Here is a 19,056-nt window from a genome sequence, read left to right as displayed (position 1 = left end):
ATTGCTGTTCAGCGAATCGAGTCAGCAGTTCAGCAGTGCATGATGCCATACTTGTCATGGCCGCATACTTCATCAGGTGCTGCCAGACGCCAACGTAACTCTCAATAGTCTTATCCGCATAGCCCCTTTCTCTTAATGTCGTTTCTGCTTTTTCAACTTGTTCATGCAGCTTGGTAGGTCGGAATGCATCCATAATGTTAACCTCCTTACGATTGGATTTAAGAGATTATACATTATGCAAAGCTGAGACATTGGCAGTGAAGCGTGCAGCTCAGCCTCTCGGAGTGACTTTTGATAATGTAGGGCTTTTGATAAGCGGTAAACCTTGGGGGTTCGGGGGCAAAGCCCCCGATATGCCTAACTCTAGCAGTGGCCACCCGAACCAGTAGTTTCGGCCACGCTTCACGGCAATCCTCGGTCAACTTACGCCGTCTGCTGCGGGACAAATTGCGTTAGCAGTAACAATAACATGATTGGAACACTGGAAGAAAATATTCATGCAGTAATCGGTGACACTACAGAGTATCAAATTTCAGAACTTAACAGCTTGCTTGAAGAAAATCAGAAAGAACTAATCAGCCTAGCCAATAAGGGAAAAGACTATGAATCCCTTGCAGATGAGATTGATGAGCTGCGTGAAAAACGTCAGACACTCCTTATTGAAGATGCATCCTTGAGTGGTGAGAATGAGAGAATCAACGAGCTGATAGAATTTGTTCGTGACAACAAATATTGTACCCTAAGATATGATGACACGCTTGTAAGGAAGATTATCCAAAACGTTACTGTGTATGAAGACCACTTTGTAATAGGCTTTAAATCTGGCATTGAAATTGAAGTTGAATGAGAAAAACCCGTGATTCCACTGATAAAGGAGTCATGGGTTTTTTGATGGGTATGGGCGGTTGAGGCTTCTTCTCAATCTCAGTGCTTGAATGTGGAGTACATCATTTTATTTTCTAAATGTTCTTCTAAAAGTTTAGTGATTAGAACAAAGGAATCAAAAGCATCTAGGCCCGAATCCACTAATCTTTCAAAAACCTCATCGAAAATTTTTATTTCCATTAAATATCGTCCTTCTGCTATGTAATATTCATGATGAGCAGCTTGCAAGGCGGCTTGTCGAGAAAGTAAGAGTCTTTGATTAGAAGCTAACTATTGAGTTTAAGTCTGGGATGGAGATTGACGTAGAAATATAAGATATAGAGTTGGCATCCAATCAAGGGAGCTATTACCCGTTTGGCGGTTTTTCCACATGAAAACCTATGGTAGGTATTAATAATCAATATGCTACTCGTTTATTTGAATAAGTTTTTTAGAAAGAATTCACTTGAATAATTGTTCAAGTGTCTATTGACATCTTATCGATAAGGTATTACAATATACATATGAACACTTGAACAAGTATCCAATAAGTAAAAAACGAGGTGATAATATGGCACGTAAAATCCAACCAGTTGAAAAATGCGACTGTGAAGTAATACATGAGGAGACTGTAAATCAAGTCCGAGAAAAAATGCCTGAAGAAGAAACTCTCTATGACTTAGCAGAAATATTTAAAGTATTTGGAGATTCAACGCGAATCAAGATACTATGGGCTCTTGATGAAGCTGAAATGTGTGTTTGTGATATTGCTGTATTACTTAACATGACACAATCAGCAATTTCCCATCAGCTGAGAGTCTTAAAGCAGGCTAACTTAGTAAAAAACAGAAAAGAAGGTAAGGTAGTATATTATTCCTTAGTTGATGAACATGTAAGACAAATATTTGACCAAGGTTTAATTCATATCAATGAGTAATGAAATAAACCAGTTAAAATAGAATTGAATGTTTATTTGACTATATATGAATATATGAACATATAATTAAATATTCGAAAATTGGCAGAAAATACTCCAAGAAAAAACTTGGAATATATAATAAATAATATTTAGGAGGATGGATGTTATGAAAAAGAAATTTATATTAAAAGGATTAGATTGTGCAGATTGTGCAGCAAAAATGGAGAGAGCTATTAATAAGCTTGATGGTGTAAAGGAAGCTACAGTTAACTTTATGACTCAAAAGCTTGTTATTGAGGGCGAAGATGAGAAGATGTCTACAATTGTACAAGAGGCAGAAAAAATCGTAAGGAATATTGAACCTGATACTGTTATGAAAAAGGCATAAATGACTTTTAAACTAAAGATTAACTTTATATAAATCTAAATTTAAAAAAATATAATTAAAACTATATTTTTTAATAATCAAGATGAATATATATTCAAGTGTTCATGTTGAAGATAAATAGTCTAAGAATATTTAATGATAATACACAAATAATATAGGAGGATGAGTGTTATGAAAAAGAAATTTATATTAGAAGGATTAGATTGTGCAGATTGTGCAGCAAAAATTGAACATGCAGTAAATAAGCTTGATGGTGTGAAGGAAGCAACAGTTAACTTTATGACTCAAAAGCTTGTTATTGAGGGTGAAGATGAGAAGATGCCTACAATTATGCAAGAGGCAGAAAAAATCGTAAAGAAAATTTAACCTGGCACTGTTATGAAAAAAGCTTAAAGGGAGTGTGAAAATGAATAAACGTCTTTGGAGAATAATCATTGGTGCAATATTATTTATTGTGGCCATAGTAATTGATGTAAATATTGAATGGTTAAATATTGCTCTATATCTAATCAGCTACATAATTGTAGGTGGAGATATAGTTATGAAAGCAGTTAAAAATATTTTTAGAGGTAAAGTTTTTGACGAAAACTTTTTATTGTCTATTGCTACGATTGGTGCAATGTTAATCGGTGAGTATCCAGAAGGTATTGCAGTTATGCTGTTTTATCAAGTTGGTGAACTATTTCAAAGTTACGCAGTTGATAAGTCAAGAAGATCAATTGCCGAGGCTATGGATATACGGCCAGATTATGCCAATGTTAAAAAGAACGATGAAGTTATAAAAGTTGACCCTGATGAAGTACAAATAGGTGATATAATTGTAATTAAACCAGGAGAAAGAGTTCCTCTTGATGGTAAAGTAATTGAGGGAAATTCAACGGTTGATACATCAGCACTTACAGGTGAGTCTGTTCCGCGTGAGGTAGAAGTAGGGCATGAAATTCTAAGTGGATGCATCAACATTAATGGAGTTATTACTGCAGAAGTTACAAAGGAATATGGAGAATCTACTGTAAGTAAGATTCTTGATTTAGTTGAAAATGCAAGTAGTAAAAAATCTCAGTCAGAACAATTCATTACGAAATTTGCAAGATATTATACTCCAATTGTTGTAATTATTGCAGTTTTCCTTGCTACTATTCCGCCTCTTGTTATAGATGGGGCAACCTTTAGCGACTGGATATACAGAGCATTAACATTCCTAGTAGTTTCTTGTCCATGTGCTCTTGTAGTCTCTATTCCTTTAAGTTTCTTCGGTGGAATAGGTGGAGCATCTAGAAAAGGTATTTTAGTCAAAGGTAGTAATTATTTAGAGGCATTAGCAGAAGCTGAAATAATCGTATTTGACAAAACGGGAACACTTACAAAGGGTGTATTTAATGTACAGGAAATTCATCCAGAAGGAATTACTAAGGAAGAGTTATTAGAGTTAACTTCATATGCAGAAAGTTACTCAAACCATCCAATTTCTAATTCCTTAAAACAAGCATATGGCAAGGAAATTGACAATGGACGCATTTCGGATGTAGAAGAGATTTCAGGTCATGGCGTTATTGCAGCGGTTGATGGGAAAAAGGTTGCAGCAGGAAATATAAAACTTATGAAAAAGTTAAATATACCTTGCTATGAAGGTGAAGCTGTTGGAACTGTTGTACACGTAGGAATTGATGACAAGTATGCAGGTTACATCGTTATTGCAGATGAAGTTAAAGAAGATTCAGCTCGGGCAATTAAGGAACTTAAGGAAGCTAAAATTAAGCAAACTGTTATGCTAACAGGTGATACAAAAAATGTTGCATCAAAGGTTGCCAAGCAGCTTGGATTAGATAAGGTATACTCCGAGTTACTACCAGGAGATAAGGTTGAAAAGGTAGAGGAATTATTAGCACAGAAATCTGCAAAGGGTAAGCTTGCCTTTGTAGGTGACGGAATCAATGATGCTCCTGTTTTAGCCCGTGCAGATATTGGTATAGCAATGGGTGGTTTAGGTTCTGATGCCGCAATTGAAGCTGCGGATGTTGTAATTATGACCGACGAACCTTCAAAAATTGCCACAGCAATAAAAGTTTCTAAGAAAACATTAAGAATTGCTCGTCAAAACACAGTATTTTCAATTGGAATAAAAATAATTGTTCTTATTTTGAGTGCTTTTGGAATAGCTACTATGTGGGCAGCTGTATTTGCAGATGTAGGTGTAACTATTATCGCAGTATTAAATGCTTTTAGGGCACTTAATGTTAAAAATCTGTAGCATTACGAAAATATAATTTTTTATCGCCGATTGGGAGTAGAATTTATCTTAATCGGCGAATTTTAATAGCAAGTAGAGTATATTGTCTTTAACGAGAAGCAAAAACGAGGAGGTTATATAATGAGCACTATTAATGAATGTTGCCATGGGCACAATACACAAAAAATAGAACAAACTAAGGTTCATTGTCCAGTATGCAATACAGAAGGTATTTCCGTTAGTAAAGTGACAGTTGAGCACTTAGTAACAGACGATTATCTCAAGTTAGTAGATGGGGAGCAATATAAGATTTGCATGAATGGAGATTGTAGTGTTGTCTACTATAACGTTGATAATGGGGTAAGATTCTTAAAAGAACAAGTTAAAGTTCCTGTCTGGTTTAAGAAAGATGCAGATCCTAAGTATGCTTGTTATTGTAGCGAAGTCACAGAAGGTCAGGTAATTGAAGCAGTTGTAAAGCATGGTGCGAAAACCGTAAAAGAAATAAATGCCATAACAGGAGCAATGAAAAATCCTAATTGTAAAGAAAACAATCCGTTGGGGGTTTGTTGTCATAAGATTATTCAGGAAGCTATCGATAAAGGCTTAAAAATGGAATAATTTCAACTGAATGTTAAAAATCTATAGTATAAGGAGAAAATTATGCAAACACTTATTTCAGCGTTACTTGTATTCATTTCTACATCGATTGACTATTTAGTTGTTTTAATAATTCTTTTTGCCAACCAAGGAACCCGAGGGATAAAATCTATTTATATCGGGCAATATTTAGGGACTGGTATATTAGTCGGGGTAAGCCTCATTGCTGCCTATTTCCTCAATTATATTCCTCAGGATTGGATGATTGGGTTTCTAGGTTTGATTCCTTTGGGTTTGGGGATTCGTTCGATATTTGTTGATGAGGATGTGGATGAAGATTCCATTGGAAATCAAATTAAAAACAATCAATCCCAAATTTTTGCTATTACAGGTCTGACTTTAGCTATGGGAGGAGATAATCTTGGGATTTATATTCCATATTTTACAGGAATGAATGTTGGTCAGATTGTTATAGTTCTTGCAGTCTTTATTATTGGCATATTCCTTCTATGCCAGTTAGCTAAAAGATTTGCTACTATCCCAATGATTGGTGGAATTATCGAACGCTATGGGCGTATTATTGTGCCCGTTATCTTTATCGGGTTAGGAATTTATATTCTTGTCGAAAATGGCACAATTAACTACCTGATTTCTTTTTATAATTGACTATATTCTTGATAAGTTCTTATAGTTAGTGTAAGTTTGAAAACCGAGATGCGCCACATTTCTTTTCGGTGAATTAGGTTTTTACAATAAACTCACACGAAAGTCTATAGTTGATTTGTTCCCACATACGTACACCCTTAGTCGATATGTTCCCTCGGAGAGAATTTCAGTCTAAAAAATACAGGCTGCTAATTCTTGACAGCTATCCCCTCCTCTCAAAACACGTGGAGTGCGTGGTGTTGCTGTCAGGGTCGAGAAGTGAGTGTGTGAGAAGGCCATTACTAACAGAAGTAAACATTTGAAAATACGTCTTTTGTGGAACCAACAGTTTTTGGCGCTGCTTTAGGCTTAGAGGAATAAGGTGAAAGAACAGTGGCAAATGGACTTCAACGAGCGATTTACAATCTGGCAAATGCTGTTCCTCTCGCGGCCATGACGGCTTTGTTTTGGTATCTTGAATTTAGGGCTTGGCGCATTCCGATGATCCTGCTTGTCTCTGCTGCAGTTGTAACGGGTTTGTTTGCTATGTTCTTTTGCTACGGGAAGAATAACTGCTCGATTAAAAGCATCACTGTATCGAAAGTCATTTCAAAGGATCCATGGCTATTGACATATATGGTTGCCTACGTCTCGCCGTTTGCCTATATGGTAATTCCAGATTACCATATAGTTTCGTTCATAGTTGTAGTCCTTATGCTTATTTTGATCTTTATTTCAGCAGTTATGGCGTTGCCCAACATTCTGTTGTTTTTTGTGGGCTACCACTTCTACGAAGTTGAAACGGACACCGGGGTGGGGGACTATCTGCTCATTTCAAAGCGACGACGAATTCGTAATAGAACCAATGTAAAAGCTGTCATGAGAGTCTTTGAAAAGCTGCTTATAGATACAAAGGGGGACGAATGAATGTTTGACAATAGCTCAATTATGGTTTTATTGAATGATGGAAATGACAATCCAGTTCGGCTTCTGGAGGTAGACAAGGCTACGCAAGCGGCGATTTGTCGTGCTTTTTCTGATGGTTCCGTACCATTGCTTTCAGACAAGCAAATCGTCCCTTTCGATGGCAGTTATAAGCCGAACGAAGACGAGGGATTATCTATATGCAATTTTCACCTGCCAGAAGCAATTACCGATGCAGTAAGAAACCCGCTCGGATTACAGACCTTTACTTACAGCAAAGGAGCAGAGCCAGACATTAGAGCTATTTTTATTGGTGAACGAGCAGAGGCCGATAACACCGAGATATTCACTGTTGCTTTGCAGCGTTTCCGCAAGGAACAATATCTTTCTACAAGAAGATTCAGGCTGTTCTATGACCAAGACACTTTTATTCTTGACAATCGGTGGGGTATTGGGATTACAGAGATTATCGATTGCGTATTCATTCAGACGGAACTTCGATTTTCCTCGTATTTCTATGCCCGCCAAATATTCGACCTGAGCGAATATTATCGCTCGGCAACCGATGCGGAAGTTCAAATCTTCAGCGGATTGGACTTACTGAGCATTGCGGACAAAGTTCAGTTTCAGTCAATGGCTGATACTTGGATACGCCGGAAAATTGCAGTAATAAATGACTCAGGCGTTCTCAAGAACAACTCCGCAACCAAAATAAAGAAGTTGGCACAGAGCTGCGGGTTAGAAATCACGGTTGAAAACAAAAGATTGATTATCCCCCCAGACAAGAAGAAGGTTAAAGAGATTCTGGGCTTCCTTGATGATGAAGTGTATAAAGGGGCTTTTTCAGAGGAAACCTACATCACGAATTCAAAGAGAAAGGTACAATGATCTCTGCATACGATTAACATGGGAGCTCAGCGTCACTGGGCTGCAGTGTGGGCGAGCAAGAAGATGTACGTGGAGTATAGATTAACTGAAACCAGATGCCAATCTAGCATTATATGGGATATCTGGTACGGCGAGACACCACAATCGATAGCAGTTGAAGATGGCACCTTAGAGAAGATGTCCATTGGCCGGGAAGCATTGAAAAGCTTAATCACCTCACTGCATGATCAATACTCAACGACTTGTCGGACGGAGATTTTCTCAAATGTTGCTCTATGGCTAAATGCTGAACTAATGCAACACATACTTTGAGCCTAAATGTTAATGGATAGCAGGCCTGAAGCAGATCCTTAGTTCAAGCAACGGGTGGAGGTTTTTGGCATGTGGAGAGCTCTATTAAAGCGTTATGAAGGTGTCAACAATAGGCTCAATGCTCCCGTCGACACAGAGGAAATAGCGGCTGCAGAGAGAGCATTAAGTGTTGCGTTTCCCACAGAGCTAAAAGACCTGCTGTGCGAGCTTAACGGGGATAATTGGCTGCTGTTTTCAGTCTCACAAATAGTTGAGATTAATCTCATGACAAGGGAAGCCCTTGGGCAGTACTACGATAAGTTAGACGAACTGCTGTTCATCGCTGGCAATGGGTGTGGCGACTATTATGCTTATAAGATTTGCGTGGGCGAAGCAGATACAGGGCGGATTGTCTTCTGGGATCATGAGGACAACTCAAGGAGGGTGGTCGCCTCAAGCTTATCTGAGTTAATCACCAGGTATTATTCCGATGAAATCTAGGTGGTGAATACAACTATAAAGATGAGTGGTAGGCAGTGAGAGGGAATGGGTGTCTTTGAAGCGCACTAGCGCCTGTGGCTCTGATAGTTTATGGCGTCGGCGGGGCATGCTGCGATGCAGTCCGCGCATTGGTGGCAAAGCGACGCATCTACTGCTGCAGCTTGGGTTGTCTGGTTAAACGTGACGGCATTGGCAGAACAAACCTCTTCACATATTTTACAGTTGACGCAGCCTGTTGCATCTACTGACACGGTGAATCGTGCGTATTTTCCGGTAAGTCTGAGTAATGCTCCATATGGGCAGACGTGATTGTGGAACGCCCATGGTTTTAGCCGAAGCGTCATTACAAAAGCAAGTGCCAATAGTATCAAGAGGAACGGGAACTCGCGCTGAAGCACTTGTCTGAAAACGATCGTCGAACTAATCATGAGTGCTAATACAAGCCATGGCATACTAGGATGCCGCAGCCATGCAGGCACCATATCACTCTGCCAGTTCATTCGTTTGGCTGCTTTTTCGGAGATGCGCATTAATGTATTCATTGGACATATGTAGCCGCAAAAATACCTGCCAAATAGCGCCGCAGTTAATAATCCGACCACGAAAATTGCCACCCAAACCACCATGTTCCCAGTAACAACCAATAGAGCAAAGACTATTAATAGCATTACTTCAACGCCCGTTCTCACTTGAGTCATTGCGCACCACATCCTTGCATCTTACTGCCACGAGTATATACTAAGAGCGAACCAAGAAAGTGTTGCCGATGTAACACTACAGAGACGACGGAGGATACTTATGCTACATGAGCTCTCTATAGTCAAAGCGCTGCCTACTGCCGTGTTAGACGCTTGTCTACAAGATTGCAGCATAAGGACCGTGCACTATAAAAAAGATGCCGTAATTCACTTTGAAGGCGATCGATGTGACAGCCTTGAGGTTGTCGCCAAGGGTTGCGTAGCTATTGAACGCATCGACGAAGAAGGCAATCTACTAACTATTGCAGAATTTTCTTCAGGAGACATAATCGGTGGCAACTTAATGTTCTCTAAGGATCCCCATTATCCGTTCGCTATCAGGGCAAAGTCCTCCGCAGAGCTTGTACGATTCTCTAAAGAACGTACGTTCGCGCTCTGTAGTCAGTACCCATGTTTTTTAGCACATTACTTGGAATGTATTTCTGGACACACCCTTATATTAGGCGATAGAGTTAAGCACCACGTTAGAAGGACGATTCGCGAAAGCATCACTGCTTATCTCGCTAATGAGGTAAAGAGACAAGGCACCCGCCATATTAAATTGTCGGTTACAAAAAAAGCTCTCGCAGAGCGTATCGGCGTCCACAGGACATCGCTTTCACGAGAGCTACAAAGAATGAAATTAGAAGGCTTGATTGACTTTAATGCCACACATGTTCTCTGTCAGAAGGTCACTTGATAGTGTCTTGACCCGCGGTAGACCTGTTGGCTGCATGTCACTGGCGGACGGCAGACTGTGCGAGAATATGGCCCGAAGAAAGCATGTCTCTCTCCTCCGTCAGACTGTGCGAAAAGCCTTGATCCGGTGTAGGGACGTGCCTATGGCACGTCCGCGGACGTGCGAAACGCACGTCCCTACAATACCTTTGTCGCCCGCTGGTTTCTATCAGCAAGGGTTCGCCATGTTTTTGCACACCCTGCCGTCCCTCAACGACACTTTAAGGAAAAAGGGCGTGATGTGCTTGGACAAGTACAGGCAGGCTGTCCTACTCTGGCAGTCTTATCGTATTGACTCGCCTGCGGCATTAGATAAGTACCTTGCCAGCTTCCGCGTTTTGTTTGCTTTCCACTCGGGGAGAATCGAGAACAAGGAAGTCACCTATCATGATACGAGAGAAATATTCGAGAATGGAAGAATACTCAACTTTACCGGGAACCCCCGTACGGTGCTTGAGCAGCAAAATCAGAAGCTGTGCTATGAAGCGTTAAAGCAGCGAATCGTGTCTAAGGAGTCCATGAGCATAGCACTAATCAAGGACATGCACGCGATGCTCACCGGCGGTACCTACGACGAGCATGCGTTTATCACAAACGAAGAGAGACCGGGGGAGTTTAAGAAACACGATTACGTGACCGGCGTCTTAGAGGTAGGTTCCCCGGCTGAGCATGTCGAGCAGGAAATGGCAGACCTCATCCGGGAGGTCAACGAGTACAAAGGCGATGAGACATTGAAAGCCGCGGCTTACCTGCATGCTAGGTTTGAGTACATCCATCCGTTTGCCGACGGAAACGGGCGAGTCGGCAGGACGCTGATGAACTACTACCTCATGATAAACGACCACCCGCCCCTCATCGTCTATGATGAGGACAAGTACCTGTATTATGAGTGCCTGCAAAAATACGACGAGACCGAGAATCTAGACTCGCTGCATGAGTTTCTTAAGTATCAGACGGAAAAGACCTGGGATAAAGCGCTGGCTCTAGCCGGCGGTGCGATGCCGGAGCACAAGCGCTTGGCGGACTATTTTTAGCAGGAGGTAAGAAATGAACATTCTTGTCACTGGGGGCTTAGGTTATATTGGCTCACACACCTGCGTAGAGCTTGCGAAAAACGGCCATTCAATCATAATCGTCGACAACTTGGCCAACAGCAAAGCCGAGACTCTAGACCGTTTGGCCGAGATTACAGGGGCTCGCATGGCTTTCTACCGCGTGGATGTGACGGACCACAGCGCGACTGCGGAGGTTTTCGCCAGCCACGACATAGAGGGCGTTATGCATTTTGCCGGGCTTAAGGCGGTGGGGGAGTCGGTTGAGAAGCCGCTGGCCTACTACTATAACAATGTCCTTGGCACAATTACGCTGGCAAAGCTCTGCCTGGAGTATGGTGTGAACAAGTTTGTGTTCTCGTCCTCCGCTACGGTCTACGGCGACCAGCCTTCGCCACTTCACGAGGGAATGGAGCTAGGCACTACCACTAACCCCTACGGCGAAACTAAGGCTATAAGCGAACGCATTTTAGCGGACACCGCTAAGGCTAACCCTGACTTCGCGGTTCGCCTGCTTAGATACTTTAACCCGGTGGGCGCGCACGAAAGCGGCCTGATTGGCGAAGACCCAAACGGCATCCCCAACAACCTTATGCCCTACGTGACGCGCGTCGCCAAAGGGCTGTTGCCGGGGCTGCGCGTGTTTGGTGCCGACTATGACACGCCGGACGGCACCGGCGTGCGCGACTACATTCATGTCGTGGACTTAGCTGAAGGGCACGTAGCCGCCCTAGAGAAGCTTGCACCAGGGACGAGTGTAGTTAACCTCGGCACCGGGCGGGGCACTTCCGTGCTAGAGCTTGTGCGCACCTTCGAAGCCGAAAACGGCGTCGCCGTCCCCTACGAAATAGTGGGGCGCCGCGCCGGAGACGTGGCTGTATGCTTTGCCGATGCTTCGCGCGCCGCGCGCGAGCTAGGCTGGAAAGCCAAGCGCGGCCTGCGCGAGATGGTCAGGGATGCCTGGAGGTTTGAGACACGGGGGAGTGGCGCCGAGGGACGGAGGAGCGCGACATAGTCGCGGCGCATCGCAGATATGAAATATACTGAAATAAACGCTAGAACTATCGACAAATGGGTAGACGCAGGCTGGGAGTGGGGGGTGCCCATCTCCCCGCAGCAGTTCGCTGACGCTAAGCGCGGAGAGTGGCATATGTTGCTAACTCCTACTAAGCCCGTGCCAAAGGAGTGGTATCCGGAACTGCGCGACAAGAAGGTGCTTGGGCTAGCTTCCGGCGGTGGACAGCAGATGCCCATCTTTGCCGCGCTTGGGGCGGAGTGCACACTACTCGACTATTCGCAAAGACAGATAGATAACGACTTAGCGGTTGCCACTCGCGAAGGCTATGCCATTACTGCGGTGCGCGCCGACATGACACAGCCTCTGCCCTTTGACGACGAGGCTTTCGACCTCGTGTTTCACCCCGTGTCTAACTGCTATATTGAAGACGTGCAGCATGTTTGGCGGGAGTGCTTTCGCATACTTAAGCCCGGCGGCAAGCTGTTCGCGGGTTTGCCTAACGGTATGAACTACCTGTTTGACGACGAGGGGCGCGAATTAAAGTATCGCCTGCCGTTTAACCCCTTGCGGGATCCGGAGCTTCTCGCCGTGCTCGAGCGAGCCGACGCAGGCATTCAGTTTTCGCACACGCTAGAGGAGCAGATTCGCGGTCAGCTCAAGGCGGGGTTTAAGCTGCTTGACCTCTACGAAGATACAAATGGGTCAGGTCTGCTCCACGAATACGGCGTACCAACGTTTTGGGCGACGCTAGCTGAGAAGTAGGCACTCACCCCACGTGGCGCAGCGCGTCTATCGGGTTAAGCTTGCTAGCCTTCTGTGCTGGGGCAATACCGAAGACCAATCCTACCGCTACGGAAAACCCAAAGGCTAAGGCGACAGGTTCCAGCGATAGCACAAAGGGGAAGCCGATTAACCGAGCCCCAACGTAGGCCAGCGCTCCTCCCAACAGGATGCCTACGGCTCCACCGAGCAAGCAGATGATCACGGCTTCCGTCAAGAACTGCAGCATGATGTGACCGGGTTCTGCGCCGAGTGCCTTGCGCAAGCCTATTTCGCTGGTGCGTTCGGTGACGGAGACCAGCATCATGTTCATAATCCCAATGCCGCCCACTAGCAGTGAAATCGCGGCAATGCCTGCGAGTAGCAGGGTCAAGGTATTGGTTACAGTCTCCATCATGTCGAGCATATCCTGCTGGTTAAATATGCTGTAGACATTGTCGCGCCCGTCAAAGATGAAGGTGAGACTTCGTTCAAGCGATGCCTTTAAGCTTTCCAGCGACGTCCCTTCCGCAAAGAAAACCTCTACCGAAGATACCCTAGTACCCCCCAGTACGCGCTCCGCAACGTTGTAAGGGACGATGACGCTATTGTCTAGCGCCGCGAATGAAAAGCCCCCGCTCTCCTGCAGCACACCGACGACAGTAAACTTCCTGCTGTTAATGACAATCTCTTGTCCCAAAGGCGAAAAGTTAGCGAACAGGTCTCTGGCCAGCGTGCCGCCAAGCACTGCGACGTGGGTCCTCTCCTTGACATCAAGCCGATGGATGCCACGCCCTGCGCGTAGCTGATCCTGCTCGGCTGCAAAGAAGCCGGCGCTGCGCCCCGCCACGCTAACGTTCTCGATGGTGATATCGCCATAGGTAACGTGACCGCGGGCAGATGTAGACGGCGATACCGCAGTTACTCCGGGCAGCTCCTCTAAGGTGCGTAGATCCTGCTCGGACAGACCGCTCTTTATGGGTGTACCGGTGACGTTGACCGTCAGTCTGTTGCCGCCTAAGCCAGCCAGTTCTGCCTGTATGCTGCCGGTAGCCCCGTCAGCAATTAGCATGAGGGCGATAATCGACCCTACCCCGATGACGATGCCAAGGATCGTGAGGAACGAGCGCAGTTTGTTTTGGACAACGCTGTCAATTGCTAAGGCCACAATTTCTTTAAGCATCTCGTTCGCTCCCTTGCAGAGTGATGCGACCGTCAAGGATATTGATGATACGCCTCGCGTGCTTCGCCACTTCTTTGTCGTGTGTAATCATGATGATCGTGCGTCCAACACGATTGAACTGATGAAACAGCTCCATAATTTGCTGGCCTGTCTTTTGGTCGAGCGCACCCGTAGGTTCATCGGCTAGGATAATGGCAGGCTCCGTGACCATAGCCCTAGCTATTGCCACTCGCTGCTGCTGCCCTCCTGAGAGCTGATTAGGGTAACTTGCTGCCTTGTGGCTAAGCCCGACTTGCTCAAGCACTTGCTCTACGCGCCGCCTTCGGTCAGCTTGGCTTAGCCCGCCGTAGATGAGAGGTGTTTCTACATTGCCAAAAGCGGAAAGACGAGGCAGTAGTTGAAAGTTCTGAAATACGAAGCCGATTTTTCTGTTGCGAATGCGTGCCAGCGCAGAGGCATCAAGCTCGCTCACCACAGTACCGTCTAGCGTATACTGGCCTCGGCTAGGTTCATCGAGACATCCAATGATATTCATGAGTGTGGTCTTACCTGAGCCGGAAGGCCCAAGCACAGCAACCATCTCGCCGGACGCGATGCTTAGAGTTACATCGCGCAGCACCTCGTGTTCTTCATCGCCTACGTAATAGCTCTTGTCGATACCCTTTAGCGACAGCAGTTCGCCCATTTAGCGTTGCCCTCCCATCCCCGGGCCAAAGTTCTGCTGCTCCCTGATCGGCCGAACGTAAGCAACGGTCTGGCCGAGCGTAAGCCCGCTCTTTACCTCGACGAGTTCGCCGTCGCTCATCCCAATAGTGATGCGTACCCGTTCGTATGTCCGCTGATCCCCGGTCACTAGCACATAAGGGGAGTCACCCTCGTACTGAACAGCCTCTAGCGGGACGACGAGTACATTGTCCACCCGCGCAACTTCAACCCTGATTTCTGCTGACATGCCAATCAGAATATTTCTGGCATGGGGCACAGATACCTTAACAGCAAAAGTAGTTATGCCGCCGGAGAGGACTCCTTGACGGGCAATGCTGGTGATTGTGCCGACAATGTCTTCGTCGGTAAAGGCAATGATGTCGATTTGGGCGCTTTGTCCGACGTGTAGTTTAGCGACATCTAGCTCATCTACTTGGGCAGATATCTCGAGGTTTTGGTAGTCGGTGACTTCAATAAGGCGTGCACCGGGGCTGACCCATTCGTTTACGTCGACGAACAGGGCGCTCACTTCGCCGTCAAAAGGCGCCTTGACCTCCACGCCGGCGGCAGTGCGCATCAGTACCTCGCCACTCCTTACTATGTCTCCGATACTCACCAAGACTCTAACGACCTGCGTCCCACCGGCAGCAAGCAAAGTCTCTCTATGCAGCGGGACCACCCGCCCTGCTCCGGAGACCGTTCTTACGATGCTGTCATGCGTTACCTCGAAATGCTCGTAACTTATCTGCTCGCCCCCGGAGGCAAGGGCGAAAGATATCCCCAGAACCAAAAGAAGACCTGCGACCACTAAGTACCATACTGCCCGACGCGATTTGCCTGTTTTTCTGCCGTTCATACTTGGGCTCCCTCACTTTCATGATGTGATGGCAGTATCATATCTTACGCATGTGAACCTAGTATGAACAGACAGGACGACCTAGTTGAACGGTTTCACTTGACACATGCAGCCGTTTTTACTAACATCTAATTAGATAAGACTCAAAAGAGGGGATGCTATATGCTCGATTCTTCTCGTATAGAATCACTAGTTGCTTTCTACGGCACGCTAGCCGATGCGACGCGTCTTAAACTCATAGGTCTACTCGCTCTAAAGCCCATGTGTGGGGCGGATTTGGCGCGAGAGTTAGGAGTGAGCGCGCCGACGGTGAGCCACCACATCGGTAAACTCAAAGCACTAGACCTCGTTAAGTCAGTACGGGAGGACACGGCTGTGTACTACTCCCTGCAGACGGAACGGCTCCACAGCCTTAGCAAGGATATCTTTGGGGGAGAGGGGCTAGAGCCGCCGTACCCCAAGGTGAAAGATGAGCGACAGAAGGTGCTTGCCACCTTCTTTGCAGAGGGTCGCCTGAAGGACATTCCGGTGCAGCTGAAAAAACGTCGCTACGTCTACGAAGAGATGCTAAAAGCATTTGACCCTGCCCGCACCTTTAGTGAGCAAGAGATCAACGAAATCATCAAGCGATACCACCCCGACTACTGCACGATTAGACGCGAGTTCATTATCTACGGCTACATGAGCCGGGACAAGGGAGTTTATCAGGTGAATCCGCCAGAGAAGTGGCTGGGGATGCAGTAGAAGATAGGGGAGGTGTCCAATTTTGCTTGCCATTCAAACCGAAGGTCTGTCAAAGAACTATGGCTCGATTCAAGCACTTAAAAGGCTTACTCTAAGTGTCCCCGCAGGACGCGTATTCGGCTTCCTTGGGGCTAACGGCGCAGGCAAAACAACAACGGTACGACTGCTGCTTGGGCTAATAAAGCCTACCCATGGTACAGGCGCAGTATTAGGCCTGCCTGTCGCGCACAAGGGGGAAGAAATCCGTCGGCAAGTTGGGTACTTACCCGGAGAGTTTGCGTTTTACGGCGGCGTCACCGGCCAAGAAGTGCTCGATATGCTGGGCAGCTTTTATGCCGCCACACCTTGGCGGCAAGAAGCCTGTGACGCTGTAGAGCTTAGCCAAGCGGAGCTTAAGCGCAAGACGCGGGAGTATTCCACCGGCATGAAGCAAAAATTAGGGATAATTCAAGCAGTACAACATGCCCCGCGCCTGCTCATACTCGATGAACCAACGCGAGGCTTAGACCCTCTCATTCAGCGCAACTTCTTCACCCTGATGGAAACGCTCAACAAGCGTGGCACCACCATATTTATGTCAACCCATGTATTGAGCGAGGTAGAGAGGCTGTGCCACGAGGTGGGAATTATCCGCGGGGGAGACCTCCTAGTTGTAGATAGCGTCACGAACTTGCGCCGCCAACGCTACCACCGACTAGAAGTCACGTTTAGTGAGGCAGTCCTGCCGCCGGCAATCCCTGACGTAAACTGGCAGGCCGCTTTACATGTAGACAACACCTATGTCTGTGAAACTAAAGGGGAGCTACGGCCCGTCTTGGAGTTTTTGGCTACACAACCCGTCACGTCAATGGTCTGCGAGCGAACGCGGCTAGATGATATCTTCCTGCAGTATTACGCTAAAGAAGGGAGGGAGCCCAATGTATAAGGGCTATGTAGCGCTTAAGTTTCGCCAACACAGAACCACGGCAAGCTTAGTGACCTTGGGCATTATCTTCTTTGGCGCGGTAATGCTCCTTGCCTACAGCTCCTTTGACATGGCGGAAATGATTCAGGGCGCGCAGACGGGGCAAGACATAATCAAAGTAATGGCGGGCGCGCGTGGCGCACTCACGTTTGACATCGCAGCCTTTCTTGGCATGGTGTGGCGGCATCCGTTGGTATTGGTGCTAGTGATAGGCTTCGCCATTTCTTTAGGCAGTGACTTTGCCGCGAGCGAAATCGGGGAAAAGACGGCTGACCTCGTTTTTGCCAGGCCTAGCACGCGGCCAAAGCTCCTCTACAATCACTTGTTTGTTTCGTCCGGCTTGCTACTGGCGATGATTGCGGCGTTTTCACTTGTCGTCTACACCGGAGCAAGCACCCTTGGTCTCGAGCCTCCCGCGCCACGCCTGTTCTTGCAAGCAAGTGTGCAGTACTTCGTGTTCGTGCTTGCCGTGCTGATCATTGCTTACTTGGCGGGGGCGCTTGCCTCGCACGGAAAGACGGTGCTTGGCGTGGTCGGCGGGGCGTTTTCCGTAATGTACGCTGTCGAGCTTGTAGGCGGTCTGTGGACGACTGCCGAGCCCCTCTTGCCGTTTTCGCTGTTTACCTATCTTACGCCGGCACGGGCGCTGCTTGGCGAGGCAGCTGCATGGAGCGACACGCTTGTCATGCTAGCGGTAGCCGCGGTTGCCTTGGCCGCAACTCATTTTCTCATGTGGCGTCGCGACCTCTAGCCCTCTTGGCTACCTCGTCAGCTTGACGTAGTTCTTGTAGCGGGCGTGTTCAATTGCGCCCTCCTCCACCAGCCGCTTCACCTCGCAGCCTGGCTCATGGGTGTGGCTGCAGTTGCGGAACTTACAGCGAGACTGTGCTTCTTCAATGTCCGGGAAAGATGCCGCGACGTCTTCCCGGGCGTTGCCGTCTTCATGATGCCAAAGTGCGAACTCGCGCATGCCCGGGGTGTCGACGACCATGCCGCCCATGTCTAGCGTCAGCAGTTCGGCGGTTGTTGTTGTGTGCTGTCCCTTCCAGAAGTTCTCGCGCAGCGCGTTAGTCTTTAACCCGAGATCCGGCTGAACAGCGTTAATTAGGCTCGATTTGCCTACACCGCTTGAGCCAACTAGTGCGGACACGCTTTCCTTAAGCACGGCGCACAGCTCCGGCAGACCTTGCCCGGTCTTGGCGCTGGTGTAGATTACGCTATAACCTATGCGCTCGTAAAGCGCCATTTCCGCTCGCACGTACCCCTCGTCTACGAGGTCTATCTTGTTAATGCAGATAATCGGGCGGACGTTCCCCATGCTGCAAGCCGCGATATAACGGTCGAGCCTGTTCTTGTTAAAATCCGGCGCGTGTGCGGCCATGACGATAATGCCGTAATCCACGTTTACCGCAATGATTTGCTCCCTTGGGGTTCGTCCGGGAGAGCGGCGCGATAGTTTGCTGTGCCGCTCTTCAATGCGCTCGATGATGGCCTGCGTAGGGGAGGTGGGCGTTATCCAGACGTCGTCGCCGACGGCAATAAGATTTGTTGTCGTAGCCTTGCCTTTTTTAAGCTTACCGCGCACAACGGCAACATAGTGCATACTGCGGTTTGAGAGAGCCACCATTCCGGTCCGATGTGAGCCACTGTCACGGTGAAAATGAGCCGCCTTCACGGTTAAAGTGAGCCAGGTTGATGTTGGAATGCCCATTGATGAGGAATCTTAGACGTGCTAACATCAAGATGCTTTTACTCCCGCGCAGGATAGGGCAACGCTGAGGAGCGACCCGAGCGGCGCGTGAGGTTTGGCAGAGGGATGATGCAGGCATGCGTCATCCTTTTCATCCCTCTGGAAAACCAAAGCGTTATTATGTAAAGCTTGAGATAATAACGCTTATCAAAAGCCCTACATTATGCAAAGTGAAGTGCAAGGGACTCGGCGCACAGGGGAATGTTATGATTCAAGTTTAGATAATGTCAATCACTGAAGTGTCTTCAGGAAATCAAGCATCGTAGATTTCTCCTGGGCGTCATAGTATTCTGCTCCACC

The 19,056-nt window shown here is 46.8% G+C and carries 22 protein-coding genes and 1 pseudogene; 17 read left to right on the top strand and 6 right to left on the bottom strand.

Annotation, left to right across the window (positions count from 1 at the left end):
* Window positions 1–193: hypothetical protein (locus KGZ66_02120; protein ID MBS3984385.1), on the bottom strand; the 193-nt coding region annotated here is incomplete at its 3' end.
* Window positions 194–757: 564 nt separating this feature from the next.
* On the opposite strand from KGZ66_02120, the pseudogene KGZ66_02115 reads away from it, so the two are divergent.
* From KGZ66_02115 to KGZ66_02070, 10 genes and pseudogenes are all read left to right on the top strand, one after another.
* Window positions 758–847: pseudogene (locus tag KGZ66_02115) on the top strand (DNA recombinase).
* A gap of 588 nt (window positions 848–1,435) precedes the next feature.
* Window positions 1,436–1,801 carry a winged helix-turn-helix transcriptional regulator gene (locus KGZ66_02110; protein ID MBS3984384.1) on the top strand — a complete coding sequence of 122 codons (366 nt, stop codon included), beginning with the start codon at window positions 1,436–1,438 and terminating at the stop codon, window positions 1,799–1,801.
* 148 nt (window positions 1,802–1,949) lie between these two features.
* Window positions 1,950–2,171 carry a cation transporter gene (locus tag KGZ66_02105; GenBank protein MBS3984383.1) on the top strand — a complete coding sequence of 74 codons (222 nt, stop codon included), beginning with the start codon at window positions 1,950–1,952 and terminating at the stop codon, window positions 2,169–2,171.
* A gap of 171 nt (window positions 2,172–2,342) precedes the next feature.
* Window positions 2,343–2,537: a cation transporter gene (locus KGZ66_02100; GenBank protein ID MBS3984382.1), complete on the top strand. Its 195-nt coding sequence runs from the start codon at window positions 2,343–2,345 to the stop codon at window positions 2,535–2,537.
* A 40-nt stretch (window positions 2,538–2,577) separates the two neighbouring features.
* A complete protein-coding gene (cadA, locus tag KGZ66_02095) occupies window positions 2,578–4,422 on the top strand; it encodes a cadmium-translocating P-type ATPase (protein ID MBS3984381.1) in 1,845 nt (614 codons plus the stop codon).
* Between the two features lie 120 nt (window positions 4,423–4,542).
* On the top strand, window positions 4,543–5,022 hold the full coding sequence (locus tag KGZ66_02090) for a (2Fe-2S)-binding protein (protein ID MBS3984380.1): 480 nt from the start codon (window positions 4,543–4,545) through the stop codon (window positions 5,020–5,022).
* A gap of 42 nt (window positions 5,023–5,064) precedes the next feature.
* On the top strand, window positions 5,065–5,667 hold the full coding sequence (locus KGZ66_02085; GenBank protein ID MBS3984379.1) for a CadD family cadmium resistance transporter: 603 nt from the start codon (window positions 5,065–5,067) through the stop codon (window positions 5,665–5,667).
* Between the two features lie 372 nt (window positions 5,668–6,039).
* The gene (locus KGZ66_02080) at window positions 6,040–6,573 is read left to right on the top strand and encodes a hypothetical protein (GenBank protein MBS3984378.1); all 534 of its coding nucleotides are present in this window, start codon (window positions 6,040–6,042) and stop codon (window positions 6,571–6,573) included.
* Complete coding sequence (locus KGZ66_02075) at window positions 6,574–7,458, top strand: DUF4868 domain-containing protein (protein MBS3984377.1); 885 nt, start codon at window positions 6,574–6,576, stop codon at window positions 7,456–7,458.
* 381 nt (window positions 7,459–7,839) lie between these two features.
* Window positions 7,840–8,250 (top strand): SMI1/KNR4 family protein, encoded by a 411-nt coding sequence (locus tag KGZ66_02070; protein MBS3984376.1) that lies wholly within the window; start codon window positions 7,840–7,842, stop codon window positions 8,248–8,250.
* Window positions 8,251–8,315: 65 nt separating this feature from the next.
* Here KGZ66_02070 and KGZ66_02065 read toward each other — a convergent pair whose 3' ends face one another.
* Window positions 8,316–8,948 carry a 4Fe-4S binding protein gene (locus KGZ66_02065; protein ID MBS3984375.1) on the bottom strand — a complete coding sequence of 211 codons (633 nt, stop codon included), beginning with the start codon at window positions 8,946–8,948 and terminating at the stop codon, window positions 8,316–8,318.
* 100 nt (window positions 8,949–9,048) lie between these two features.
* On the opposite strand from KGZ66_02065, the gene KGZ66_02060 reads away from it, so the two are divergent.
* From KGZ66_02060 to KGZ66_02045, 4 genes are all read left to right on the top strand, one after another.
* Window positions 9,049–9,687 (top strand): Crp/Fnr family transcriptional regulator, encoded by a 639-nt coding sequence (locus KGZ66_02060; GenBank protein MBS3984374.1) that lies wholly within the window; start codon window positions 9,049–9,051, stop codon window positions 9,685–9,687.
* A gap of 283 nt (window positions 9,688–9,970) precedes the next feature.
* Window positions 9,971–10,759, top strand: coding sequence for a Fic family protein (locus tag KGZ66_02055; protein ID MBS3984373.1), 789 nt, complete (start codon window positions 9,971–9,973; stop codon window positions 10,757–10,759).
* Between the two features lie 13 nt (window positions 10,760–10,772).
* A complete protein-coding gene (galE, locus tag KGZ66_02050; GenBank protein ID MBS3984372.1) occupies window positions 10,773–11,792 on the top strand; it encodes a UDP-glucose 4-epimerase GalE in 1,020 nt (339 codons plus the stop codon).
* Between the two features lie 135 nt (window positions 11,793–11,927).
* Window positions 11,928–12,557 (top strand): class I SAM-dependent methyltransferase, encoded by a 630-nt coding sequence (locus KGZ66_02045; GenBank protein ID MBS3984371.1) that lies wholly within the window; start codon window positions 11,928–11,930, stop codon window positions 12,555–12,557.
* 4 nt (window positions 12,558–12,561) lie between these two features.
* Here KGZ66_02045 and KGZ66_02040 read toward each other — a convergent pair whose 3' ends face one another.
* From KGZ66_02040 to KGZ66_02030, 3 genes are read right to left on the bottom strand one after another with little or no spacing between them, the layout of a single operon-like run.
* Complete coding sequence (locus KGZ66_02040) at window positions 12,562–13,737, bottom strand: ABC transporter permease (protein MBS3984370.1); 1,176 nt, start codon at window positions 13,735–13,737, stop codon at window positions 12,562–12,564.
* On the bottom strand, window positions 13,730–14,413 hold the full coding sequence (locus tag KGZ66_02035; GenBank protein MBS3984369.1) for an ABC transporter ATP-binding protein: 684 nt from the start codon (window positions 14,411–14,413) through the stop codon (window positions 13,730–13,732). The genes KGZ66_02040 and KGZ66_02035 overlap by 8 nt, the downstream gene beginning before the upstream one ends.
* Window positions 14,414–14,422: 9 nt before the next feature.
* Window positions 14,423–15,298, bottom strand: a complete 876-nt coding sequence (locus tag KGZ66_02030; protein ID MBS3984368.1) for an efflux RND transporter periplasmic adaptor subunit — start codon at window positions 15,296–15,298, stop codon at window positions 14,423–14,425.
* A gap of 162 nt (window positions 15,299–15,460) precedes the next feature.
* Here KGZ66_02030 and KGZ66_02025 point away from each other — a divergent pair, with 162 nt between their 5' ends.
* From KGZ66_02025 to KGZ66_02015, 3 genes are read left to right on the top strand one after another with little or no spacing between them, the layout of a single operon-like run.
* Window positions 15,461–16,042: a metalloregulator ArsR/SmtB family transcription factor gene (locus tag KGZ66_02025; GenBank protein MBS3984367.1), complete on the top strand. Its 582-nt coding sequence runs from the start codon at window positions 15,461–15,463 to the stop codon at window positions 16,040–16,042.
* A gap of 22 nt (window positions 16,043–16,064) precedes the next feature.
* Window positions 16,065–16,967, top strand: a complete 903-nt coding sequence (locus KGZ66_02020; GenBank protein MBS3984366.1) for an ABC transporter ATP-binding protein — start codon at window positions 16,065–16,067, stop codon at window positions 16,965–16,967.
* Window positions 16,960–17,757: a hypothetical protein gene (locus tag KGZ66_02015; protein MBS3984365.1), complete on the top strand. Its 798-nt coding sequence runs from the start codon at window positions 16,960–16,962 to the stop codon at window positions 17,755–17,757. The genes KGZ66_02020 and KGZ66_02015 overlap by 8 nt, the downstream gene beginning before the upstream one ends.
* 9 nt (window positions 17,758–17,766) lie before the next feature.
* Here the strand turns inward: KGZ66_02015 and rsgA are convergent, their stop codons facing one another.
* Window positions 17,767–18,717: a ribosome small subunit-dependent GTPase A gene (gene rsgA, locus KGZ66_02010; GenBank protein ID MBS3984364.1), complete on the bottom strand. Its 951-nt coding sequence runs from the start codon at window positions 18,715–18,717 to the stop codon at window positions 17,767–17,769.
* Between the last annotated feature and the right edge of the window lie 339 nt (window positions 18,718–19,056).

This window comes from Selenomonadales bacterium, from assembly GCA_018335585.1.
Taxonomy (GTDB): domain Bacteria; phylum Bacillota; class UBA994; order UBA994; family UBA994; genus UBA994.
Note: the sequence above shows the minus strand (reverse complement) of the source record. Positions and strands in the feature narration are given on the sequence as shown.